20 protein-coding genes are annotated in these 24,448 nt (G+C 54.0%); 14 read left to right on the top strand and 6 right to left on the bottom strand.

Annotated features, from left to right (window positions below):
* Nucleotides 1–23 precede the first annotated feature (23 nt).
* Together E0F26_RS01555 and E0F26_RS01550 are read left to right on the top strand one after the other, a co-directional pair.
* Entirely contained in the window at nucleotides 24–1,577 is a 1,554-nt protein-coding gene (locus E0F26_RS01555) for an acyl-CoA carboxylase subunit beta (RefSeq protein WP_279242289.1), read from the top strand.
* A gap of 18 nt (nucleotides 1,578–1,595) precedes the next feature.
* Nucleotides 1,596–1,808: an acyl-CoA carboxylase biotin carboxyl carrier protein subunit gene (locus E0F26_RS01550; RefSeq protein ID WP_279242288.1), complete on the top strand. Its 213-nt coding sequence runs from the start codon at nucleotides 1,596–1,598 to the stop codon at nucleotides 1,806–1,808.
* Nucleotides 1,809–1,814: 6 nt separating this feature from the next.
* Here E0F26_RS01550 and E0F26_RS01545 read toward each other — a convergent pair whose 3' ends face one another.
* Nucleotides 1,815–3,752: a glycoside hydrolase family 3 protein gene (locus E0F26_RS01545; protein WP_279242287.1), complete on the bottom strand. Its 1,938-nt coding sequence runs from the start codon at nucleotides 3,750–3,752 to the stop codon at nucleotides 1,815–1,817.
* Between the two features lie 109 nt (nucleotides 3,753–3,861).
* Between E0F26_RS01545 and E0F26_RS01540 the strand changes: the two genes are divergently transcribed.
* Both E0F26_RS01540 and E0F26_RS01535 read left to right on the top strand, forming a co-directional pair.
* Nucleotides 3,862–5,310, top strand: a complete 1,449-nt coding sequence (locus E0F26_RS01540) for an amidase (RefSeq protein WP_279242286.1) — start codon at nucleotides 3,862–3,864, stop codon at nucleotides 5,308–5,310.
* Between the two features lie 131 nt (nucleotides 5,311–5,441).
* Nucleotides 5,442–7,016: an AbgT family transporter gene (locus tag E0F26_RS01535; RefSeq protein ID WP_279242285.1), complete on the top strand. Its 1,575-nt coding sequence runs from the start codon at nucleotides 5,442–5,444 to the stop codon at nucleotides 7,014–7,016.
* A 236-nt stretch (nucleotides 7,017–7,252) separates the two neighbouring features.
* Here the strand turns inward: E0F26_RS01535 and E0F26_RS01530 are convergent, their stop codons facing one another.
* Nucleotides 7,253–8,452, bottom strand: coding sequence for an alanine racemase (locus E0F26_RS01530; RefSeq protein ID WP_279242284.1), 1,200 nt, complete (start codon nucleotides 8,450–8,452; stop codon nucleotides 7,253–7,255).
* On the bottom strand, nucleotides 8,449–9,735 hold the full coding sequence (locus E0F26_RS01525) for a D-arabinono-1,4-lactone oxidase (RefSeq protein WP_279242283.1): 1,287 nt from the start codon (nucleotides 9,733–9,735) through the stop codon (nucleotides 8,449–8,451). Before E0F26_RS01525 ends, E0F26_RS01530 begins: the two co-directional genes overlap by 4 nt.
* Before the next feature lie 238 nt (nucleotides 9,736–9,973).
* Between E0F26_RS01525 and E0F26_RS01520 the strand changes: the two genes are divergently transcribed.
* Together E0F26_RS01520 and E0F26_RS01515 are read left to right on the top strand one after the other, a co-directional pair.
* Nucleotides 9,974–11,659: a formate--tetrahydrofolate ligase gene (locus tag E0F26_RS01520; protein ID WP_279242282.1), complete on the top strand. Its 1,686-nt coding sequence runs from the start codon at nucleotides 9,974–9,976 to the stop codon at nucleotides 11,657–11,659.
* Between the two features lie 40 nt (nucleotides 11,660–11,699).
* The gene (locus tag E0F26_RS01515) at nucleotides 11,700–12,110 is read left to right on the top strand and encodes a GFA family protein (RefSeq protein ID WP_279242281.1); all 411 of its coding nucleotides are present in this window, start codon (nucleotides 11,700–11,702) and stop codon (nucleotides 12,108–12,110) included.
* Nucleotides 12,111–12,234: 124 nt separating this feature from the next.
* Here E0F26_RS01515 and E0F26_RS01510 read toward each other — a convergent pair whose 3' ends face one another.
* Nucleotides 12,235–12,915 carry an SDR family NAD(P)-dependent oxidoreductase gene (locus E0F26_RS01510; protein ID WP_279242280.1) on the bottom strand — a complete coding sequence of 227 codons (681 nt, stop codon included), beginning with the start codon at nucleotides 12,913–12,915 and terminating at the stop codon, nucleotides 12,235–12,237.
* A 58-nt stretch (nucleotides 12,916–12,973) separates the two neighbouring features.
* The gene (locus tag E0F26_RS01505; protein ID WP_279242279.1) at nucleotides 12,974–13,855 is read right to left on the bottom strand and encodes an alpha/beta fold hydrolase; all 882 of its coding nucleotides are present in this window, start codon (nucleotides 13,853–13,855) and stop codon (nucleotides 12,974–12,976) included.
* A 140-nt stretch (nucleotides 13,856–13,995) separates the two neighbouring features.
* Here E0F26_RS01505 and E0F26_RS01500 point away from each other — a divergent pair, with 140 nt between their 5' ends.
* From E0F26_RS01500 to E0F26_RS01485, 4 genes are all read left to right on the top strand, one after another.
* A complete protein-coding gene (locus tag E0F26_RS01500; protein WP_279242278.1) occupies nucleotides 13,996–15,735 on the top strand; it encodes a hypothetical protein in 1,740 nt (579 codons plus the stop codon).
* 121 nt (nucleotides 15,736–15,856) lie between these two features.
* On the top strand, nucleotides 15,857–17,497 hold the full coding sequence (locus E0F26_RS01495) for a sulfatase-like hydrolase/transferase (protein WP_279242277.1): 1,641 nt from the start codon (nucleotides 15,857–15,859) through the stop codon (nucleotides 17,495–17,497).
* A 57-nt stretch (nucleotides 17,498–17,554) separates the two neighbouring features.
* A complete protein-coding gene (locus E0F26_RS01490) occupies nucleotides 17,555–17,860 on the top strand; it encodes a putative quinol monooxygenase (RefSeq protein WP_279242276.1) in 306 nt (101 codons plus the stop codon).
* Nucleotides 17,861–17,933: 73 nt separating this feature from the next.
* Complete coding sequence (locus E0F26_RS01485) at nucleotides 17,934–18,407, top strand: tRNA (cytidine(34)-2'-O)-methyltransferase (protein ID WP_279242275.1); 474 nt, start codon at nucleotides 17,934–17,936, stop codon at nucleotides 18,405–18,407.
* A gap of 21 nt (nucleotides 18,408–18,428) precedes the next feature.
* Here E0F26_RS01485 and E0F26_RS01480 read toward each other — a convergent pair whose 3' ends face one another.
* Nucleotides 18,429–18,830, bottom strand: coding sequence for a GFA family protein (locus E0F26_RS01480; RefSeq protein ID WP_279242274.1), 402 nt, complete (start codon nucleotides 18,828–18,830; stop codon nucleotides 18,429–18,431).
* 160 nt (nucleotides 18,831–18,990) lie between these two features.
* On the opposite strand from E0F26_RS01480, the gene E0F26_RS01475 reads away from it, so the two are divergent.
* The 4 genes from E0F26_RS01475 to E0F26_RS01460 all read left to right on the top strand — a co-directional run bounded on the left by E0F26_RS01475 (nucleotide 18,991) and on the right by E0F26_RS01460 (nucleotide 24,418).
* Nucleotides 18,991–19,851 carry a TauD/TfdA dioxygenase family protein gene (locus tag E0F26_RS01475; RefSeq protein ID WP_279242273.1) on the top strand — a complete coding sequence of 287 codons (861 nt, stop codon included), beginning with the start codon at nucleotides 18,991–18,993 and terminating at the stop codon, nucleotides 19,849–19,851.
* Nucleotides 19,852–19,890: 39 nt separating this feature from the next.
* Nucleotides 19,891–20,559, top strand: a complete 669-nt coding sequence (locus E0F26_RS01470; RefSeq protein ID WP_279242272.1) for a TVP38/TMEM64 family protein — start codon at nucleotides 19,891–19,893, stop codon at nucleotides 20,557–20,559.
* A gap of 18 nt (nucleotides 20,560–20,577) precedes the next feature.
* Nucleotides 20,578–21,825, top strand: a complete 1,248-nt coding sequence (locus E0F26_RS01465; RefSeq protein ID WP_279242271.1) for a glycine/sarcosine/betaine reductase selenoprotein B family protein — start codon at nucleotides 20,578–20,580, stop codon at nucleotides 21,823–21,825.
* Between the two features lie 346 nt (nucleotides 21,826–22,171).
* On the top strand, nucleotides 22,172–24,418 hold the full coding sequence (locus E0F26_RS01460) for a molybdopterin-dependent oxidoreductase (RefSeq protein WP_279242270.1): 2,247 nt from the start codon (nucleotides 22,172–22,174) through the stop codon (nucleotides 24,416–24,418).
* The last annotated feature ends 30 nt before the right edge of the window (nucleotides 24,419–24,448 follow it).

Genomic DNA, 24,448 nt, shown 5'->3' with positions numbered 1-24,448 from the left:
CGTTCGAGGGAAGTGAGTAACTAATGACCTGGAAACCTGAAGTCGATGAGATTAAGCAGCGCCGAGCACTCGCACTGGGTCAGGGCGGGCCGGACGCGGTTGCGAAACAGCACAGTCAGAACCGACTGACCATACGCGAACGGGTCGATCAGCTACTGGACTCCGGTTCATTCGAGGAGCTGGGTCCGGTTGCGGGAACGCCGGTCTACAACGAGGCCGGGGAGCTCGTCAGTTACGATCCGGCAAACTTCATCCTTGGCTTTGGCAAAGTGAACGGTCGTCGTGTCATTGTGGGGGGCGAGGACTTTACCATGCGTGGTGGTTCGCCCTCGCCGGCGGGGCTTCGAAAAAGTGTTTACGCTGAGGACCTTGCCGTTCAATACAAAGTACCCCTAATTCGCTTGCACGAGGGCTCGGGTGGCAGTGTTGGGGGCACCGGCGGTAAAGGCCCAAATCTTCCCGGTCCGGTGAATGCGCCTTCTCGTTTTCGGTCTGTAGCAAAAGCGATGGCGACCGTGCCGGTGGCGACCGCGGCGATGGGGGCGGTGGCTGGGCTTCCGGCAGGAAGACTTGTTGCCTCGCACTTCTCAGTTATGTCCAAGAGCACGGCACAAATCATCACAGCGGGTCCCGCTGTGGTCGAGCGTGCCATGGGCGAGAAGAAGACCAAAGATGAGCTCGGTGGCTGGAAGGTACATACGAAAAACGGCACCGTTGATAACGGTGCGGACGATGAGCGCGCCTGCATCGAGGAGATCAAACGCTTTCTCTCGTACATGCCTGACAACATCAATCAGCTTGCGCCCGTCATTGATTGTGATGACCCCGTCGATCGCTGCGAGGAGTCGCTACTTGAAGTCGTGCCGCGTGATCGACGTGTAGCGTTCGAGATGCGCAAGGTCATCAAAGCCGTTTTTGATGAGGGTAGTTTTTTTGAAATGGGTAAAGGCTATGGCCGTTCCCAGATCACTGGACTTGCGCGGCTAAACGGGCAGACGGTTGGGGTTTGGGGTAACGACTGTAAATTCCTCGCGGGCTCCATGACCGCAGACGGCGCACATAAAGCGCGTCGGTTTATGGAACTTTGTGAGACCTTCAGTTTCCCGATAATCACCTTGGTGGATGAGCCCGGATTCATGATTGGTAGCCAGGCCGAGCAAGAGGCGACGATTCGGCACGGGACGTCTGCGGTGCTGACAGCCGCAATGACCACCGTGCCCTGGGCCGCAGTTATGGTGCGCCGCTCGTTTGGCGTTGCGCAGGCAGCGCACTATGGTCCCGAGGCGTACGTACTGGCCTGGCCATCGGCTGAGAGCGGACCTCTGCCGGTCGAGGGTGGCGTTGCTGTGGCCTTCCGCCGTGAGATCGAGGCAGCACCCGATCCTGATGCCAAGCGTCGCGAACTCGAAGAGATGTTAGCCGCAAAACAGTCGCCGTTTCCCCGTGCGGAGGCGCTGGCGGTTCATGACCTAATCGACCCGCGGGAGACACGACCCGAACTGTGTAAGTGGTTGGTGCGGGTACAACCGCTATTACCCGAACTCTTGGGTCCCACAGCGTTTGCTATTAGACCTTGAGACGCACTGGAGAGAACAATGACAAAAATTGAATTAGAGACCGGTGGCTCTGTTTGGAAGCTTCTTGTCGCAGAGGGGGATGCAGTCGAAGAAGGTCAGACCCTGTTTATCCTTGAAGTGATGAAGATGGAGGTGCCCTACGAGGCACCTCACTCAGGTACGATCACCGCGCTACATATCGCCGAGGGTGATGCTGTTTCTGAGGACGATCTGGCTCTCGAAATCGAGTAGTTCGCTCTACTGATAGCTCAAACCCCAGCCATAGGGAAACAGCGGGTTGGCAGTATCGTCTGGCACGTCCTCTAACTGCGCTTCGACCTCGGCCATCGAGGAGGGAAGTTCAAATGGGAGTTTGCCCACTGGATTGTGCTTGCCGAAGAGGATATCCAGCATGGCTTCATCGGATACCCCAAAGGTTCCTACCAGCGCGCCACTCATGCCCTTAAGTTCGGTCAGGACCGCGGGTCGGTTGAGGTCAACCAAGGTCACCAGCTGACTGACATCACTGTAGGACGCGGCTTTGGCAAGAATCTCATCGCTAAACGCAAGATTGGTGTCGGGAAAGCGTGTGGCCATCATCTGATCGAAGGTGCTGTCGGTACCGGCTGGTTGGTTGCCATTAAAGACGGTGTTGAGGAATAGCAATACGACGTCGGCCTGCTCGGGTGTATCGACTACCGTTCCGTAGTTGGCTGCGACACTGGGCTCTAGGCCATCGACGAAGATCCGTGTCTCAGCGGCTAATGGTAGCGCGCTACTACCATTGTCCAGCAACACCACAGCGTTTCGCTGCGCGGTCATTCCGAGTGCGACGTACTGGGGCAGATTCACTGCCTCTTCAACTGCGGTTTCATCGACGAACGGCGACTCGAAAAGCCCTAGGTCGAATTTGTTTTTCAAAATTCTGCGAACTGACTCGTCGATGCGTACTTCGCTAATGACCCCTTGATTCACCAAATCCACGATGTATTCGGGCTCGCTCTCCCCGCCGTATTGATCAACACCAGCCTCGATCGATTTGAGATAACGTTCTTCCACGGTGAGTGGCTCAACGCCCCATATGCGACCCGTAATAACCCCCCAGTCGGTACAGATGACACCCTCAAAGCCGAGCTCGTCGCGGAGGAGGTCGGTCAAAATGTAACGATTGAATGCCATGGCTACGTCCTCATCGGTCTGCCCGGTGGGAATGCCGTAATAGGGCATGACGACACGCATGTCGTTCTCAATGGCGGCGATAAAGGGGGCGAGGTGATAGTCAAAGTTGTTACCCGGATATACCTGGCTCTCGCCAGATTTGAGGTGTGGGTCTAGACCATCCAACTGGGGTCCGCCGCCCGGGAAATGTTTGACCATGGTCATGACGCTTCGATTGCTCAGGCTCTCTCCCTGAAAGCCTTTCATATAGGCAACGGTCATTTCAGCTGACAGCGCTGCATTTGAGCCAAAGGTGCCAAAGTTTCTTGCCCATCGTGGCTCGGTTGCCATGTCGCTCATGGGGTGGAGCGCTGTGGTGAAGCCCATCGCGCGGTACTCAGCAGCAGCGATTTTGCCAAAGGCCTCGAGCATGCTCGCGTCGCGGCCGGCAGCAAAGCCTAGCTGCGATGGCCATTTAGAGACGCCGCTTAATGTAAACGAAGCAATCCCGCCGCCCCTCGGGACTTCGTGAACCGGGTCGCTACTGATAGAGAGTGGAATACCGAGACGTGTACGTTCGGCAACTTGCTGCAATTCGTTGAGTCGCTTGGCGATGTTCTCTGGGCTGGCACCGCCATAAAAATTAAAGTGAGTCAGTGATTTCCGTGTAATGAGTTCCTCGATGGCGGTACCCGCATTCATCGCTTCAAGAAAGACTCGGAATAGGGGGTCTGGCTCAACCAGCACGGGCGGGTGAAACATTTGACCGACTTTTTCTTCGAGGGTCATTTGACTTAAGAGATCTTCTACCCGATCGGCCGTTGCGATGCGGTAATCCTCGTAGGGGTCAAGCGAGCCGTTGCGGTTTAAGTCGCGAAAAGCCTCTCCATCCGCCCTGATGCTTGGGGCGATCGATGACTGTGCGAGCGACGCTTTCATCTTGCTGATGGGTTTTAGGAAAAGGTTCGCGGCGTAAAGTGCTGCAACAACGACAGCAATGATCAAAACGCGAACCACAAGCTTAATTATTGTTTTCATATGAAGACCTCCTGCCCCCGTCGGAAGTATTCAGTCACGACCGGTTGGGTTAAGGTAAAACGCATGGCCCCGAGCGTCCAATAAAAACAACGGCAAGGAGCAAGACAACATGCTGAATACCAGCGCTAAAGAACTTGCTATGCGTATGGGGACGGGAGAGCTTTCATCCGTTGAAGTAACACAGTTCTACATAGACCGAATTGAGAAGCACAACCCAACGATCAATGCAGTGATTGCAGAACGATTTGAGGCTGCACTCGACGAGGCTCGACAGGCGGATAAGAAGGTGCGACGCGGAGAGCCTTTGGGTGCTCTCCATGGATTACCGATGACCATCAAAGATGCCTACGAGGTGACCGGTCTTACCTGTGAGGTCGGGCATCTTCCTTTCAAAGGACGAGTCTCCGATAGGGATGCGGTTGTTGTTCAGCGATTGCGAGCAGCAGGGGCGATTATTTTAGGTAAGACAAATACGCCGCTTCACTGTGCTGACCTTCAAACCTATAACGCGATCCACGGGACGACCAATAACCCGCACGATGTTGCTCGCACGCCCGGAGGCTCCTCCGGGGGTGCTGCAGCGGCTTTGGCATCGGGAATGACGCCTCTCGAGTTTGGTAGCGATATCGGTGGGTCAATTCGCACACCCTCCCATTTCTGTGGGCTGTTTGGCCACAAGCCAACCTTTGACATTATCCCGCAGCGAGGGCATGTGCCCCCAAGGCATGGTGCCAGAACAACCGGCGCCTTAACTGTAATGGGACCATTGGCGCGTTCCGTTGATGACCTTGAGTTGGCGTTTGACCTCACAGTGGGTCTCGATGAACAACGCGGCTCAGGTCTGCGGCTTGAATTGCCCGCCTCACGAGTAGATTCACTGAAACAGGTCAGAGTTGGACTGTGGCTAGGTGATGATTATTGTCCTGTAGATCGAGAAATCCTTTTAGGTATCGAGCAAGCTGCGCGCACGCTTGAAGTCATGGGTGCCTGCGTGGAAGAAGCGAGGCCCAGTTTTAGTTTGGCTGAGCATCATGAGACGTACCTGATGCACTTATCGCCCATTATTGCGTCGGGATTTGGTCCACGCGAGATGAACCTCATGCAGCAGATCGCGGGCGCCAGTGACCCTGAAGATAAGTCGCCGAGTACGCTGCAGGCTCGCGGCGCTCTCTTGGTGCATCGGGAGTGGTTAGTGTGGAATGAAATCCGTGCGCACATAGGAGATCAATGGCGTTCTTTCTTTGAGAATTACGATGTCCTCATTTGTCCCGTTACACCCACCACTGCAATGCAACATGATCAGGAGACGTCGTATGGCGCCCGCAAAATATGGGTCAACGGAGACGCTCGGCCCTATTCAGATAATGTGGTCTGGGCCGGGGTAGCCACCCTCTGTGGGCTGCCATCCACAGCAGTGCCCGTCGGTAGGCACAGTGATGGCCTACCTTTTGGGCTTCAGATTATTGGCCCTGAATATGCGGATAGAACGACGATGGCGGTGGCGCGCTGGTTAGAGGAGGCGGGGCATGTCACGACGTTGGCCGAGGGCTATCAGTAAAAGGCGACTCACCTTGGTGTGCGGATGGATGGATTGGCTGGCAATGAAAAGCGACACGGGTACACTGCCCGAGGAAATCAAAAAATACATGGCACGTTGAGTCACTCGATTCAGCGACTGGGGAGCACACCATGAATACGTCGACGAGCGATGCCCAGCAGGGCATGGGTGGATTTTTAGGTTGGATAGAGCGCAGCGGCAATAAACTGCCAGATCCTGTCTTTTTATTTTTCTGGCTGATTCTCGGTCTGGTTGCCATCTCGGTGCTGGCGGCAATGACCGGTGTTTCGGCCGCACACCCGACAAAAATTGATCCCGCGACGGGGACAAATCAAATCATCTCCGCCACGAGCCTCCTTTCTGCTGAGAACATCGCTAAGCTCTGGGTGGATATGCCCAAGACCTTCACACACTTCCACCCCCTGGGTTATGTGCTGGTGGTGATGTTAGGTGCGGGTGTTGCCGAGCGCGTGGGTCTATTTGGTACGGCCATGCGAGCCGGCGTTCGGGACGTGCCCAATGCGCTTTTAACACCGACGGTTGTGCTCGTGGGTATGATTGGGAATCTCGCGGCCGACGCTGCGTATGTGGTCCTAATTCCCCTAGCGGGCATCATCTTTCACGCGGCAGGAAGGCATCCGATCGCTGGCATCGCTGCGGCGTTCGCAGGGGTTTCAGGTGGTTTCTCTGCAAACTTATTACCGGGTCAGCTGGACGCCCTACTGTTCGGCATTACCGAAGCAAGCGTGGCCACCGTATTCGATGGTTTCACAGCAAATATTGCTGGCAACTGGTTCTTTATTGCGGGTATGACTTTCGTCTTTTTACCGGTCATCTGGTACGTCACTGACCGAATGATCGAGCCTCGCTTGGGGGCCTTTGACCCATCGTTTGCAGCGGCTACCGGGGCCGAAGATGAAAGTGATCGCCCGCTAACCGATGCAGAGCGCAAGGGTCTTAAGAATGCCGGGTGGGCGGTGCTATTTGTGGTTGGCCTCTGGACCTATTTCACGATTGGTCCGGGCACACCGCTGATTGACGAGAGCGCATCAGCCGAAGCGCAAATGGCGCCATTTTATAAAAGTCTCGTAGCAGCATTTTTTGTGCTTTTCTTGCTGGCCGGATGGGCCTACGGGAAGGGCGCTGGCACCATTAACGATCACCGCGATCTTGTGAAGATGATGACCGGTGCAATGGAAGACTTAGCCTACTATTTGGTGCTGGCGTTCGCAGCTGCACACTTCGTGGCCATGTTTTCGTGGTCCAACTTAGGGCTGATTTTAGCGGTTCATGGCGCTGACTTTTTAAGCTCGACGAACATGCCCGCCTGGGCGTTGCTTACATCCATTATTCTGGTCTCGTCTCTGCTCAACCTTTTTGTCGGCTCTGCGAGTGCAAAATGGGCACTGATTGCGCCAGTGATGGTGCCGATGCTCATGCTCCTGGGTATTTCACCCGAGATGGCGACAGCCGCCTACCGTGTGGGTGACGGTGCAACCAATATCATCACGCCGCTGATGGTGTACTTCCCGTTGATCTTAATTTTCTGTCAGCGGTGGCAGAGTAACTTTGGTCTCGGAAGCTTGGCGGCCACGATGCTGCCTTATTCGATCGGTTTACTGATATCGGGACTTGCGATGACGATTTTCTGGGTCGTTCTCGACTTGCCACTTGGCCCGGGTGCAAGCGTGTTCTATTCAATGTAAGGGATCGGATCTGTCGTGAGCCTTTTGGGCCTCTTCAGTGCGAATGCCGCCCAGGGGCTTTCGCTAGCAAAGTGAGTGTGCGAGGGGCCAAGCGGTGTGAATCGAGCGTATGCCGTAAATCGATTAGGCCTGCTTGGCCGGCAAGCTAAGCGCGGTGAGAATAGGTCGCTTAAAACCTTCAGGCGATCGCTTAGGCGGCTTAGGCGACGACACTGTCGCGATCTTGGTGTCGATTTTTAAGCGGTAACTGCCAGCGGAGACCAGATATCCTTAATTTCCCCTTCTGAAAAAATGAGGAGTTTGGGGAACTGGAGAAAAACGGCTTCGCTTTGTGTTGGGCGCAAGAAAACAAAATCGTCGACGTTAATTGAGGCGTTCTTGGGTGCCACCAGCATTTCCTGGTTACTGGAGCGACCAAATAGACTGCTGTTCTTGAGGCCTCTGGGATAGACGGGATCGGCTTTCCAATAACCACCGTGCAGGAATATCGTTTTTCCTGACTGGGGTTTACCCAGCGCACGATTTGCATATTCAAGGCCTGGGAGGCGAACACCGGCACTCACCTTAATGGCCGGCGTGGCAATGAAGCTTGCGGGTAAAAAGTCTTTGAGAATGGGTAAATCGAAGTCGCTGGGCTTTACCAGCGCCGAGCCTGCTGCAATCTCATTGGCAAGTTCTGTGTCTTCGTAAAGCTTAAAGGTGGGGCTGCCGGCCATATTCCTGACTATTGTCTTGCTACAGTCCTCCCCAAAAATCGCAGAGACTTGGGTAAGCGCCTCACGAAAGCGATCGGCTGCACCTTGCTTGGCCCGTTTGGGCCAGCCTGCAAGATTTGGGAGCTTGGTAAGATGCGGCTCGTAGCCCATCAGTCCAGATAGATGAAGGTTCTGGCTTTTGTCGATGATCTCAAGGGCAGATGCCAGTGATGCTCCGGGCTCCATTCCACCGCGGTGTAATCCCACGTCAATCTCAAGATTAATTCGGAGATTTAGCTGGCTGCTTGCGGCAAAGTCCTCGTATTGCATCAGACGTTTGGGGGTATCAACTAGCCACTGCACCTGATGTTGAAGCAGTGCGGCTGTGGATGTATTCGCGCGACTAAAAACACCCTGAACCGCGGTAATTGGAATAGGTTTTCCAAGTAGCTGATCAGCCGTTGGCATGGTCGCTAGCAGCTGCTCAACCATATTGGTATTAAAGCTCATAAGCCTGTTTGTACCCATGCGATGCGCAATGTGCTCGATAAGCGGTGCACACGGCAGCGATTTTGCAACAATACGATAGGCCATACCCGTGGGGAGTGCCGCTCGGAGGGTATTGATATTGGTGTCAAGGCGGTCGCGATCGATGACCAAGAGCGGCTCGGCTAATTGCGCGCGCACTAACGCGCTGTGGAGCTGTTGAAAGTAGTTAGCGGACAAGGGGTTATTACTCATCTCAAAAATAAGTCCGACAAGTAACCGTTGAGTAATCGTCCATCGGGGTCAAGCTCGCGTCTCAGCGCCGCGAATTTCTCAAAATTTGGGTACCAAGCGCGTGCCTGTTCGGCCGTCATACTATTGAGCTTCCCCCAATGTGGTCGGCCACCGTATTTTTGGAAAATCGGTTCGACATCGGTAAAGAGGAAATCGAAAGCGTCCTTATGATAGCAGTGCACCGCGATTGAAATGCGCCCGCCACCGTTAAAAGGCGATAACCAAGCGGTGTCGCTGGCGGTTTGTCGTGCCTCGAAGGGAAAAAACACATCCGGCCGCTTTTTCTCGATGTAGTGACGAACTTCCTCCAGGGCCTCCAGGCCTTTGTCGACAGGAAGGTGGTACTCCATTTCGTTGAACAGCACATTTCGCTCGCTGGCGAGCATATCCCAGCTCTCACCCACGATATTTTCTGTTGGCGCTTTTGAAATTGCGCGTTTCAACAGCCAGCGTCGAAGCGGTGAGCACCACTTCAGCGCATCACGTAGCGATTTAAGCTCCATTACCGCAGAGGTGCTGTCATCATCCAAAGGCGGTGTCACCGGTGCGTCACTTGTGTTGTGTGTTATCAATAAATCCGTATCGGAAAAGGGGATATAGAAAAACTCGAAGTTACGGTTTTCCCGCCAATAGCGCTCGGCATGCTCAAGGGTGTGTGCATGCGACTCGGGCCAAACCTGGCGGTGCAATTTAAAGCGCTCGACCAGCTGCATCTTTATCTCAGTGAGAATGCCAAGTGCGCCCAGAGCCACCCGCCCGCCATCAAGCCACTCTGGATTGTCATCGGCGCTTATCTCAATGTGCTCACCCGTGCCTGTCACCAAGCGAAGACCTTGAATGTCCGCTGCGAGTCCCGGTAGCGTCTGGCCTGTGCCGTGCGTACCTGTACTGGTGGCGCCGGCCAGCGTTTGCACGTCGATATCACCGAGGTTTCTGAAAGCATAACCCCTGTCTGCCAAGGCGGGTGAGAGGTCGTGGAGCCGCCCGCCTGCACCGAGCCAGGCTTGTTGTGTCTGAGGATCCACATCACCGACGCCGGCGAAGTGGTCGAGTTTTACGATGGCAGTTTTGCTCGGAATGAGCGGCATCCAGCTGTGACCCGAACCTGCGGGGCGAACACCGCTTTTGTGTGCCTTCAGTAGTGTCGAGAGCGCGTCGATACTCTCAGGGGTGTGCACCTCCGCCTTGGATGGCGGTAGCGATTTTGACCAGTTTTGCCAGTTTGAACTTACCGAGTCTGTCATTGTTCTTGCGTGTTTTTATTTGGCTCGTCAACGAGGACGGTAGCATATTGATCATGTGGCCCGCGACTCTCACACCCACAGGCAATAGGGGGCTTAAGCCCACCCTGATTTAGGCCAACTTTTCACTGAAATTATCAGTTCCAATCTATTGCTCGCGGCAAGGTTTGGTTTTAGCGTGGCGCGATACATAACATCGGCTAAAAACGACTAATAAAAAGCTGAACCAGGGGACTCCATCATGGCATCTGATATTGAAATCGCTCAAGCAGCGACACCTCGGCCGATCGCGCAAATTGCCGATCAACTCCACATTCCGGAGGAGGCGCTTGAGCCTTATGGTCGTATCAAAGGCAAGGTTAACCTCGACTGGCTGCTAGAGCAGCCTATTCGTGATTCTGCTCGGATGGTTTTGGTGACTGCAATTAGTCCAACCCCGGCGGGTGAGGGGAAGACCACGACAACAGTCGGGCTGGGCGATGCCTTAAAGCAAATCGGTAAAGATGCCGTTATTTGTTTGCGTGAACCGTCTTTAGGTCCCGTCTTTGGTATGAAGGGTGGTGCTGCCGGTGGTGGTCACGCGCAGGTCATCCCAATGGAGGATATTAACCTGCATTTCAATGGCGACTTGCACGCCATTGGCGTTGCGAACAATTTGTTGGCCGCACTCTTAGATAATCATGTGCACCACGGTAATGCATTGGACATCGATGTGCGACGAGTCACCTGGAAGCGGGTCCTCGATATGAATGACCGGGCGCTTCGTGACATTACGGTGTCGCTGGGTGGCCCTGGAAATGGTTATCCGCGACAAGACGGTTTCGACATTGTTGTTGCCTCTGAAATTATGGCGATCTTCTGCTTAGCGACTGACCTCGACGATTTGAAAGCGCGCTTGGGTCGTATTGTTGTGGCGTACACTCGCGATCGCCAGCCGGTGACCGCGGCTGACCTAAAAGCAGAGGGTGCGCTCACTGCAGTCCTCAAAGACGCGTTAGCACCAAATTTGGTTCAAACACTCGAGGGCACACCAGCCTTTGTCCATGGCGGACCTTTCGCGAATATTGCGCATGGCTGTAACAGCGTGATCGCGACCACAGCTGGCCTGCGCCTGGCCGACTACGTCGTCACTGAAGCAGGTTTCGGGGCTGACTTAGGGGCGGAGAAGTTTATCGATATTAAGTGTCGATCGGCGGGCATTCGTCCCTCCGCAGCTGTCCTAGTCGCAACGGTGAGGGCGCTCAAATTCCACGGTGGTGTGGCGAGAGAAAACCTCAGTGATGAAAACCTCTCTGCGCTGGAAAAGGGGCTTACTAATCTTGATCGGCACATCACGAATATTCGCGACAACTACGGTGTCCCAGCGGTTGTATCCATTAATCAGTTCATTGCGGATACCGAGGCGGAAATTGACCTCATTGTCGAGCATTGCCGCGTTCGTGGTATTCAGGTGGCGCTATCGAGCCACTGGGCGAACGGTGGCGCCGGAGCGACTGAGCTCGCACAGATGGTGGCTGAGATCTGTGAGGGTGACACTACCCCGGCTAATGCCCCTCACAATTCATTTGTTTACGAAGATTCGGCAACCCTTTGGGACAAAATCGAGTCGGTCGCGACCACAATTTATGGTGCCTCAGAGATTACCGGTAGCAGTAAAGTGCGCGATCGCCTGCGTGAGCTCACCGAAGGCGGCTACGGACATTTACCCGTCTGCATTGCCAAAACGCCGTACTCATTTTCGACAGATCCAGCGCTCAAAGGCGCGCCTTCGGGGCACTCGATGGACATTCGCGAGGTCAGGCTGTCAGTTGGTGCCGGTTTCGTCGTAGCCATTTGTGGTGATGTCATGACAATGCCGGGCCTCCCTAAGGTACCTGCCAGCCAAAATATCGACGTTGTTGACGGGCAGATCGTTGGTTTGTTCTGATTAGGTCGACTACGTTCGAGCAAAGCAGCGAGGAAAGACCATGGCGAGAAGCGGCGGGTGTCTATGCGGCAAAGTGCGGTATGAGGCAAATGCGGATCCCTTAATGACAGGTGTCTGTCATTGTAAAAACTGTCAGAAGCAAGCGGGCACGGCGTTTTCTACGCTCGCCGCTTTTCAAAAGGCGGACCTCGCGTTTTCAGGTGAGTTGTCTTTGTACGAGGACAGCGACACGGATACGGGCAACACGGTTAAGCGCTTTTTTTGCGGTACCTGTGGATCGCCTTTGTATTCTGAAATATCTGCGCAACCCGAAATGGCCTATTTAAAAACCGGCACCTTGGACGATACTGATGATTTTGTCGCCATGTTCCACTGCTGGTCTAGTGCTAAGCAGGGTTGGGTTGAGTTGAATCCTGATGTGCCGGCGTTTGAGCAAAATCCGCCTGGCTGAGACTGGCTAGCCAGCGAACGCCTGATGCAGTGCTTTGGTGTTCATGCGACTGCATTTAAAAGCGCCTTTTGATGGGGCGTTTCGGCCCCTGTTTCAATGAGTACGAGCCCATTGCTTGGCTTCGTTACTGTACCCAACCACCGCTGAAGGGTATGGCTTGACCGACAAAAAAGTCACTCTCGTCTGATGCGAGGAAAAGTGCGAACAGTGCGTCTTCTTGGGCTGTTGCTAATCTTCCCAGCGGGACATGTGTTGCAAGTAACTGCTTGAACGCATCTGTTTCGGTGAACTCAGGCGGAAAGTACGCGGGGTTCTCCACAAAGTTTTGTGCGATTAAATTGATCTGGACATTGTGTCGTGCAGCTTCAATGCCGGCTGCTCGAACGTAGCCAACCTGCGCATGTCGAGCGGCACCATAGGCAACGACACCCTCAAGGGCCTTGAGTCCGGTCGCACTCCCAATGACGACGATTTTCCCGTGCTCGCGCTGATACATTTGGGGTAGCACCGATCTGAAGAGCCGATGCAGCGGGTGTACCATCACATCAAACGCTTGAGCCCACGTCGCGTCATCCGTTTCTGTAACGGACAAGCCTAAATGAGCGGAAGCGGCTAGATTCGCGACGAGCACGTCTATGTCCCCGACGGCTTCAATGAGCGACTCGACCGCGCCCGCTTGGGTCAGATCGCGGGTATCGGCAATGACCTCGGCTCCGTGCTCCGAAAACAATTCACTAATGGCGGGACCCATGTAGTCATTGGCTTGCGTGATCAAAACCCGTTTCCCGTCTAAGCGCTTATGCATGATCTTTGGTTTCCTTGTCTTAGGTGTCTTTATTCTTTGATTTTTGCCAGTGATCGGATCACGGGTGCCGGCGGAGCCAACTCAACAGAAGTTCATTGACGGCCTCCGGCTGCTCCTGGTGTAGGAAGTGACCTGCGTTCTCAACAACACGTACCTCAAGGCCCATGGGGAAGTCTTCGCTTTTGCACAGGGCCTGGAAAATATCGCTATCGATACAGCCATCATTTCTGCCAGTTATCGCGAGCGTGGGTACGGGGACCGGGTAGGCGTTGGCGGCTCTTCGTGCTGGGGTCAGTGGAAGTTGTTTTGGACTCAACGCCTCACGATAGTAGGCCAGAGAGGCTCGCTGTACGCCGGGTTGTCGAAGGGTATCGAGTACCTCTGATAAGGCTTCCTCACCGGGATGCCAGTTAGGGCTCCACACCTTCCATAGCCAGCGGATGAAGGCGAAGTTATCTCGTCGAACCGTAAAATCGGCAATGCCCCGCAGTTGGAAAAACACCATATACCACGACAGTAAGGCCTGTTTTGGTTTGAAAAACGCATCGTTCACGAAGCGGCCCGAGTGCGGTACGGCCATCGTGGTAAGGCTGTAAAATCGTTCCGGTGCTGCAGCACCTGCGGTGTAGACAATAGCGGCGCCCCAGTCATGGCCAACAAGATGTGCCTTTTCCTCCCCCAGCTCGTCCATAAAGGCAATGACGTCACTGGCTATTGACTCGAGGGAGTAATCCCCCTCAACGGGTTGGGAGCTTGGCTCATACCCACGAAGACTGACCGAAATAGCACGATAGCCTTGCTCTGCGAGAAGAGGCAGCTGGTACCGAAAGGACTTATAGCAGTCAGGAAATCCATGAAGACACAGTACCAAAGGGCCTTGACCTTCTTCGACGGCCGTAAAGCACAGTTCTCCATTGTTCAGTGTGAAAAGGCGCTCCATCCAAACACTCTTTTATTATTTGTCTGGAAGCTTCAGCGAGTTTCACGGCTAAATCAATATGTCGGCTCAAACACCGTCCCTGTTCTTTTTTGATAAAAGTATCGTAGAGTCTTCGTGTGCAGACAGTGATGAATATAATAATGAGCACGATAGGCAGAATTTCACCGGGGCCTGAGCAGATTCATTCGCACTCTAAACCCCCGACGAGTGGGGTGGTCTCAACCTTCCAATCCCCCGCGATCCGGCGTCTTCGAGGCTTTTCTCGTGCGAGCGTTTCACGTGTTATCTGGTTGTTCTTGGTCCTCACCGAGGTGTTTTTATTAGAAACAGCCGCGGCCGCAAACCTACCGAGTCGGAATCTCTTTTTAGCCGACAGTCACAATGCCATGGCACACAACGATCCCGCGCAACAAGACGCGCAGATGTTGGCAGGTCCTTCGGGTTTATCACGCCAACTTGGCGATCATGAAATCCAGTATTTGCATACAGGACCTGCACACTTTGGGCAGGTGATCTCAGGTGAGTATGCCGACGGTAAGCGTGTCTTTTGGGGTAACGGTATCGATCGCATTGTAAAAGTCGATTACGACACCTACGAGATGATCGACGAGTACCCTTTTCCGGGCACAACGTACTACGACGAGGCGAGAGCTGAGGCGTCTATCGCGCGTTTTGACGAGAACAACTCGGGGTTTTTTGCACTGATTCATGCGTTTCAGGAAGCGGGGAAACTGCGAGATCTCGCCAATCTATACACGGTGCTCGATCGTGATCACAACTATTACATTGGGAGTAAAACCGGGCAAATATTGGTGTTTGGGGATGAGGACCCCCGCGATTCTCGCTCACGAATTGTTAAAAAGGGTGAATTCCAATTTCCCGATTCGGTAACAGGTCCTGTTATGGGACTGAGCATGACCTATGACGGTTGGCTGATTGCAGCCACTGAACATGGCTACATCGTTGCGGTGAGTCGTGATCTTAGTCAATTTCATTGGGTGCGCTTAAAGCACAGCGAGGGCGCCGAGGACAAAGCAACGAAGCCCACGGGTTATGGCTGGATTCGCAATGCGTTTGCTATTGACGAGGATGGCGGTATTTACATTGCCTCACAATCGCATATGCACAAAGTGATATGGACGGGAGACCGGTTGAGTGTCAATGAAACCGACGGTGCGTGGACAGCCGAGTACTTAAACGGCTGGGGACACGGTACCGGAGCAACACCCTCGCTGATGGGCTTTGGCGAGGAGGATCAGTTTGTTGTCATCACAGATGGCCAGCCTCAAATGAACATGCTCCTTTTTTGGCGAAACGGTATTCCCCAAAATTGGCAACAGCTCCCCAATACACCTAATCGACGAATTGCTGGCCAATTACCGGTGACGATGGGTGACGCATCGCTTACACAGATTCAATCAGAGCAATCCGTTGTGGTGTCTGGCTATGGTGCGATGGTCGTCAATAACGCGCCGCGAAATATTCCCTGGTATCTACCGGAGCGCGCTACGGGGCTGTTAGTGGGTTACCTGGGTAGTCATCCCGAGTATCAGCCCTATGGGCTTCAGAAATTTATCTGGAATCCGGACACGCAGACCCTTGATTACGCATGGGTTAACCGGGAGATCAGCTCGCCCAGCAGTGTGCCGACGGTGGGCATATTGTCAGACCGGGTCTACTTCATCGGTGCCAGAGATAACCGGTTCACGCTTGAAGCACTGGACTGGAGTACCGGTGAAGCCGACTTTCATTATGTTATCGGCGGGCAGCGCTACAACGTAATGTACTCCGGAACGTCTATCGATGAAGACGGGCGTATTCACTACGGAACACCTTGGGGGCGTGTCCGATTGACACCGGTTAGCCGTCGGGGGGAATGAGTGACGCTACGTTTTCACGTCCGTTTGTGCGTTGCTCAATTTCTGATTCGGAGAGAGTATCGCTTGTGAAGAGGGCCAAACCGCTCTCGACTATTTTATAAAAACGATAAAAGACAAAAATATGTGTGCGCTAATTCGTTCTCTTGGTTTCATAACAGTCCTCTTATCTCTCAGCCTCGCTCCCCCTGCTCTCGCTAGCGATGTTGATCGTCCAAATGTAATCGTCATGGTGGCAGATGACTTAGGCTGGGCCGACGTGGGCTACCACGGTGGGAATATCGATACGCCATCGCTTGATAAACTCGCAGAGCAGGGTGTTCAGCTAAACCGCTTTTATACGACGCCCATTTGTTCACCGACCCGCGCGGCCCTCATGACAGGGCGCGATCCGATGCGCTTGGGCATTGCCTACGGTGTCATTCTTCCCTGGGATAATATCGGTGTGAATCCGGCTGAGCATTTTATGCCGCAGTCATTTCAAGCGGCGGGATACCAGACAGCAATGGTTGGGAAGTGGCATTTGGGCCATGCCCAGATGACTTACCACCCAAACCAGCGCGGCTTTGAGCACTTTTATGGGCACCTTCACACCGAGGTTGGCTTTTATCCGCCTTTTGCCAATGTCGGCGGCAAGGATTTTCAGGAAAACGGTGTCTCCATTGACGATGAGGGGTACGAAACTTACCTGCTCGCTGATGAGGTCAGTCGGTATATTCGAGAACGCGATAAGGAAAAGCCCTTTTTCGTGTACATGCCTTTCATTGCACCTCACACGCCACTCGATGCACCAGAGGAACTGAAAGAGAAGTACAGAGATATTGAAACCGACCTGGCACCCGCGCGGTCTAACCAGACGGATTCCACACGTCGCATGTCGAAGCTGATGATGCGCGAAAGCGCTCGTCCCATGTATGCCGCGGTCGTAGACGCCATGGATCAGGCAATCGGTCAGGTCCTAGATACGCTCGACGCGGAGGGCCTCGCAGAGAACACCATCGTACTGTTTTTCAGCGATAACGGTGGTGCGGCTTATTCCTACGGAGGCGCCGATAATGCGCCGCTGCGCGGCGGCAAAGGAGAGACGTTTGAGGGTGGTATTCGCGTTGTATCACTGATGCGTTGGCCTGAGCAGTTGGCGCCTGCGCAGACATTTGATCAAGTCATGACCGTGATGGATGTTTTCCCAACACTGGCTGATGCAGCGGGTATTGAGACCCGAAATACCTTTAAGTTTGACGGGAAAAGTATGTGGCCGTCGATAAAAGAGGGCGTCGTTCATCAGCGTGACGAGCTTGTGATGTTCGCTTCCGAGATACCGATTTATGGGAGTTTTAAGCTTACGGCCTTCGATGATGAGTGGAAGTTGGTCCAAGAAATGGAGCAGGATCAGCTCTCGACCTCGGTGACCAACTATTTGTTCCGCATTGCAGAGGATCCAAACGAATACAGTAATTTAGCGTCCGAGTACCCCGACGTGGTCGATAAGATGGCGCGGGCGATAGTTGATTGGCGCGCCCTTTACCCGATCAGCGGAACGCGATCGGTGCTGATTCCTCCTCCGGGGTGGCGTCCACCCAGAGACTGGGCAAGTTATCCGCGACCCCTCGATGAATTGCAGGACCACGAAATCTTAGGCATGGCACCCACCGAATCGATTCAACGTATTTTGGATATGCAGCACGGGCAGCGAGGTCGATTGGTGTATGCCTGCTCAAAGCGCTGGTGGAGTTTCGGTGTCTGTATCAAAGACGACGAGTCTTGACCCATTAACGAAAAGGGGTGATAGATATCAAAGGTGTAGCTAACGAGGGGGAAAGTCATGGCAGCAATAATCATTGCGCACTTTAAAGCACAAGAAGGGAAGCTCGCCCAGATGGCCGAGGTATTCAAGGCATCGCTGGGTGCGACACGGGGCTTTGACGGCTGTATTGGTCTTGATGTTTATGTTGAGGAGTCGGCCAATACCTACACACTCATCGAAGAGTGGGAGAGCGTTGCCCACTACGATGCTTACCTTCAGTGGCGCATCGATACTGGCATCAAAGAGGCGACGGCGAGCATCATCGATGGGGGCTGGGATAATGGCGTTACCATTCAGCGGCTGGGTGCTAAGCTCGATTTGTAAGTAGGGTATTCGTCGCTCGCTCAGGTGGCCTCGTGTCTCTTGCGGACACCGAATTAAAAACGGGATTTTTTTAATGAGCGAGCCGACGCTGCACATCGTACTTTGCCAGCCCGAGATTCCGCCCAATACGGGCAATATCATTCGCCTCTGTGCCAATACGGGGGCGTCGCTTCATATCATCAAGCCTCTGGGGTTTGAGATGGACGACAAACGGCTGCGCCGTGCAGGGCTCGATTATCATGAGTTTGCCAATGTTCGAACCTGGGACTCGCTGCCAAGTTATGTTGATGCTAACGGGGATCGTCGACTCATCGCGGTAGAGACCTGTGGCGAGGTGGCTCACTCCGATCTCACATACCAGCCCGGTGACTCACTGGTTTTTGGCTCCGAAACCAAAGGCTTGTCACCCGAGTTGCTTGCACTCTTTGACCCTAGTCATATTGTTCGTTTACCCATGCTGCCGGGTAGCCGAAGTCTCAACCTATCGAACGCCGTTGCGGTTGCCGTTTTTGAGGCCTGGCGACAGCTAGGTTACGCCGGTAGATAAACGATCCCGATAAACAGCTCTCTAGCCTTGCTTGTCGAGTTTGATATCGCTCTCCACCGATACCCAGGAGGGGGCGGAACAACACCAAATCTGTAGCTTGGGAGGCAGTAAATCCTTCTGGTGGCAGCCACCCAAGCGCAGGGACAACAAGCCTTGACCATCGATGTTGCTGGTATGCACACCCGAGCCACAATCGCCACAGAAACTGTAATAGCGCTCGTTACCACTGTCGGCGAGCTTTCCGTACTCTTTCAGTTTCCCGCTAGTGATTTCGAAGTCATCGCGCTTGATACGGGCGGTATATTGAAAGGCTGATGATCCGAAAGTCTGACAGTCGGTGCAGTAACAGATGGCGACCATGTCGGGGTTCGCAACCGCTTTCCAGGTAATGTTGCCGCAATGGCAGGCTCCGTCGATGTTCATTAGTGAGGTGCTTCCTTCTCAAATGAGCGCTCTTTTATTTTGACATAGCGCATGCCATATTATTTGCCATTGGCCAAAATGAGATGGCCACAAATGTCCCTACATCGTATAACCGTAATCGTTAGTGCGACATAGCTAATAACAGAAAGGCCAACGACCGATGAACGTGTTTCCTATTTGCCAAGGTCCTGATTGCAACGGTTTTGGTGCAGATATCACAGGTGTCGATCTCGCGAACCTCACAGATAACGGTTTTGAAGCGATTTACCACGCATGGTTAACCTTCGGTGTGCTCCGGTTTAAAGGACAGACACTCAACAAGGACTCGCTTCAGGCGTTCAGCCAGCGCTTTGGACCACTGGAGCAAATTCCTACAGGGCGTATGACCGAGGAGCAAAAGGCGCGGCTGGGCAATCTCTTCGTGACGCCTATCTCGAATATCAAGGTCGACGGGAAACCCATCGGCGGCTTGGGTGACGCCGAAGCAACGTGGCATTCCGATATGACCTACGTCGAGCTACCCCCGCCCGCCAGTGTCTTGCTCGGTGTTGAGATTCCGCAAAATGGCGGCGATACCTATTTTGCCGATCAGCGCGCGGCGCTCGCGTCGCTGCCCGATACGCTACGCCAGCGTATCGACGGCTTGACGATAAAGCACAATGCGGCGCACGACAGTGTTGGCAAGTTAAGGCCGGGTTTCGAGCGGTTTGATGATCCTCGAGATGCGCCGGGTGCCGTTCATCCGATCGTTCGAAAACATAATGAGACGGGGGAGGCTTGTTTGTATCTAGGGCGTCGCGAGTGGGCATACATTCCCGGTCTGTCGTTGGATGAAAGTGAGGCTTTGCTCGATGAGTTGTGGTCCTATGCGATTCCCGCCGGTTTCGTTGTCGAGCAGAACTGGACGCCAGGTGATGTGATCATTTGGGATAATCGACGGTGTCTGCACAAGCGAACGTCGATAGACCCTTCACAGCGGCGGCTATTGCTCCGCTGTCAGGTATTAGCGCGCACCGCTTGAGGGATCGCTATTTATGAGGTGCGTTTTGCGAGGTTTTTCATGAGAGGGTGGTTGCCACTCTTTACCTTTATTGGCGCATTGATAGCGCTAGTGATGGTCGGCCGTCTATTGGCTGATTATTTTGGTATCGAGCTGACACTCGACTCGGTTCATGATTTTCGTGATTGGATTGACGCCATAGGCTGGTGGGGCCCTCTGGCCTACGTGGTTCTCGTGGTGATTCGGCTTTTTCTCGGCCTCTCAACACACGTCGTACTCACGCTCGGTGGCGTCGCATTTGGGCTGACTGAAGCCATCATTTGGGGAGGCGTAGGGCTGACGCTCTCGGGCGTCGTTCAGTACGGATTAGGTTACTACCTGGGAAGTGACTGGGTCACGAAGCGACTGGGTGACAAAAACGAGCGGATGCAACGCATTTTGTCGCGCAGTGGGGTGCCCGCACTTTTTCTCATCACAGTGCACCCGCTCGGGCCACAGAGCCCCATGACCATCGTGGCGGGCGCGGTCCGATTTCAGTTTGCAAAGTTTGTAATGACTATGATGGTTGCTTCACCGATTCGAGCGAGTATCTATGCGGTTCTCGGAGGTGCCGTGCTCGAGTTTGATCTCTGGCTCATCGCGCAAATTACGCTTGGCTGCGTCGTGCTGATGATTCTTCCGTTCCTTCATCGTAAGACACGACGACTACTGCTTGGTTTGGACACGTAACGTGGGGTTTGTATCGCGATGGTAAAGCTAGTGGATCTGCCTGAGTACGAGCGCAATCACCTAATGAGCAAGCTACTGCCTCCCTTGGGTGAGCTCCCCTGGGTGGCAAACACTAAGCCTCTCTCGGAAAAGAAAATCGCGATCATCACCACCGCAGGGCTTAATTTTCGCGAGGACACTAACTTCGAATTTGCCGATTCGAGCTACCGAGCCTTACCGAGAGACCTTGCCTCGTCTGACATCTTAATGACCCACGCCTCGGTGAATTACGACCGAAGCGGTTTTCAGGAAGATATCAACGTGGTGTTCCCTGTTGATCGATTCAAAGAGCTTGAGTCAGAGGGAGTCATTGGTCGTCTCGCGGACGTCAATTACAGTTTTATGGGTGGCGGTATGCTGCCCGATGTCTACGAAGCCAATGTGCGAGGTCTCGCAAAGCTACTGAAGGCTGACGGTGTTGATGCCGCCTTCATTGTCCCTGTTTGTCCCAACTGCTCGAGGACTGTCTGCGGTATTTCCTACTACCTTGAGTCTGAGGGCATTCAGACCGCGGGCATTGCCCTGTTCCGTGAAATTGCCGAGGCCATGAAGCCACCGCGTATTCTCTGGGTCAGTTTTCCGTTGGGTAGACCACTTGGGAAACCTTCTGATAAAGCTTTTCAAACCGGGGTCATAAAGCGTGCCTTGGCATTACTCGACGCTGAGCAGGGGCCGGTTCTCAAGGACTATCCCATCGACCTCCCTGACATCGATACACCACCGCCTGCCTGCCCCGTGAGTTTTCAGCGCAAGCGCGATGACGAGTCCTGGCTGGGACGTCTTTCTCAAGAAGTCGGTGCGTTAACCCCTTGGTATGAACTTAGTTTAAAGCGGCGAGGACGCACAACGGTTGGGGTATGTGAGTCTCCTATTCCCGACATCGTTGAGGGTTTGACGTCCTGGGCTGATGACGTTACGCAGTCGTTCCCTGAGCCTTTGTGGTTAAAAATGGCGCTCGAGGATCTTAAGTCGTTTTATTCAGAAGCCATTACCGCGCAGCCGGGCGACTATGAAGCGGGTTATTCGGATGCACTGATTTTTGATGACACGGTGCTGGGAGAATTGATTGTTCATTACGTTAATCACTTCGAAGCGAAGGATCCTAACCACCCGTTTATTCGGGTCATTGCCTCGCGGGAGCAACTCAAGCGATCGACCGGGAACTGGGCAATCGATAAAGACGGTGCTTATGTGAAAGCGGCGAACCCCATCGTGGACAGTGATTAAGTCAGCACATGGTATGTCTCTGAGACAACCAAGCAGAAGAGCCAAATAATCCAGAGGGACCAGACCGCTACGTGCCCACACGTCGGGCCGTTTCGCTTGCCAACGGCGCGAAACCACAGCAGCTAGCGATAAGGCTCATGCGGGATCTGTAGCTAGGCGCTTCTGCAGGGCATCGCGCAGCGACGCTGCGGCCCTTTAGTTGCTAACCCGCCTTGATTGCCGTCTCCCATGCAGGCGCCATAATCCATAAAAGGCTGTTGTCTGACCTGCAATGAGATAGTCTTGTTTTCCCAACGTAAATAAATAATAACGAGGTAGCGTTGCCCAAAACACTCGGAGATTAATCATGTCTAACGAAGAATGGATGACCAGCGCATGCATCCTCTGTGAGCTGAACTGTGGCATCAAAGTTCAGGCCGGCGGCGAAAGTGATCGCGAGATTGTGCGTATTCGTGGGGACGAGGATCACCCCGCGTCGAAAGGCTACCTCTGCCAGAAGGCGTCAGGCTTAAATCACTATCAAAACGGCAAAGACCGCATAACTTCGCCCCTCCGGCGCAAGTCCGACGGCTCGTTCGAGGAGATCGATTGGGACACAGCGACCCGTGAAATCATGGAGCGCTTCGCCGCCATTCGCGATACACACGGCGGTGACAAGATCTTTTATTACGGTGGTGGCGGTCAGGGAAATCACTTGCCCGGCGCCTACTCAAGTGCGACTCGGTCAGTACTGGGTAGCGTCTACCGCTCCAGTGCATTGGCGCAGGAAAAGACCGGTGAGTTTTGGGTCAACGGTCAGATGTTTGGGTCCATGGTCAAAGGGGACTTCCACCACTGCGACGTTGCGTTTTTTCTAGGTAAAAACCCCTGGCACACCCACGGTATTCCCAGAGCGCGTGTATTCCTGCGCGACTTCGCGAAAGACCCGAGTAAAACCATGATTGTTGTCGATCCGGTGGTGACGGAAACGGCGAAAATGGCCGACATTCACCTTCGAGTGAAACCCGGAACGGATGCATGGATGCTCGCAGCAATGGTGGCCATGCTCATTCAGGACGAGCGCCATGCCTCAGCGTGGGTCGAGGAGCACACGCAAGGCATTGAGGAGATCAAAAGTGCCTTTGCTGATATTTCAGTAGCGGATTATTGCGCGCATGCCGGGCTGACGGTGGAGGAAGTCCGTACAGCGGTAGACGCCATTGCGAATGCCAAAGGCATGGCCATGTTCGAGGACTTGGGGGTTCAGATGAATCACCACTCAACCCTCATTAGCTACCTTGAAAAACTGGTTTGGGTTCTCTGCGGACACTTTGGCAAGGAAGGCGGTCAGTATGTGCCTGCGTACTTACAGAATATCGCGGGCAGTGGTCGGAGCTCTCGTAAAACGCCTGTGGCTAAGGCACCCATTATCAGCGGTATGGTGCCCTGTAATGTTATTGCTGATGAGATTCTCACGGATCATCCCGACCGTTACCGCGCCATGCTCATCGAGTCAGCGAATCCCGTGCACTCATTGGCTGACAGCAACCGCATGCGCGAGGCGCTTCGCTCAATGGAGTTGGTGGTGGCCATCGATATCGCGATGACCGAAAGCGCACGTGAGGCCGATTACGTACTACCTGCCTCTACCCAGTTTGAGAAGTGGGAGGCAACATTCTTCAACTTTGAATTCCCTGAAAATTATTTTCACTTACGAAAGCCACTGTTCGAACCACTGGGAGAGTCGCTGTCAGAGGCTGAGATTCACGCGCGCCTTGTTGAGGCGGCAGGCGTGATGCCAACCGAGTTGGTGGACGAGCTGCGCGGCTTATTAAGAGATGGGGGGAGAGCGGCGTTCCGCGAACGGTTCATGCAGGCGATGGCCGAGGACGGCATGGTGTCCAAACTTGCACCGGTTATTCTCTATCGAACGCTCGGCGAAGTATTACCCGAGGGGGCAAAAGAGGGCGCGGTTATGTGGCCACTGACGCTCGGTTTTGCCATGCGAGACAGCGCGAGCTTGGCGCGTGCCGGCTATGAAGGTGACCCGATCACGCAGGCCGAAAAGCTGTTTGATGCCATTATTGCCGGCCACTCCGGTGTCGTATTCTCGCGAGACGACATGTCGACTGCGTGGGAAAGAATGGGGCAAGAGGGAGGCATCCAACTGGCATTGCCCTCGCTGCTCGATGAGCTGTCGGTTCTCGAAGCAGGGCCTATACAAAGGGCATCAACCGAGTTCCCGTTTGCACTCAGTGCGGGCGAGCGTCGAGATTACACCGCCAATACCATTTACCGTGATTTTGGCTGGCGCCGGAAGGATCCCGACGGGTCGCTTAGAATCAGTCCAGACGATGCGGCTGATATTGGCCTGGAGACTGGTGATCAAGCACGTATTGTGACGGCGGTCGGGTCCGCGATGGCCCGAGTCGAGGTGACTGACCGAATGTTGCCGGGTCATGTCGCAATCCCGAATGGTTTTGGTCTCGATAATGAGGATGGCACGCGATCGGGTGTTGCGCCCAATGAGCTAACGTCGCTTGCCGACTGCGATAAATTTGCGGGTACGCCACACCATAAGTTTGTGCCGGCAAGAATCGAGGCGGTAGCCTGACATTGGTATTAAGCAACGCATTTTGGCGAG

Origin of the sequence: Candidatus Paraluminiphilus aquimaris, from assembly GCF_026230195.1 — a bacterium.
Taxonomy (GTDB): Bacteria; Pseudomonadota; Gammaproteobacteria; order Pseudomonadales; family Halieaceae; genus Luminiphilus; species Luminiphilus aquimaris.
This window is presented reverse-complemented; position numbering and strand designations above follow the sequence as displayed.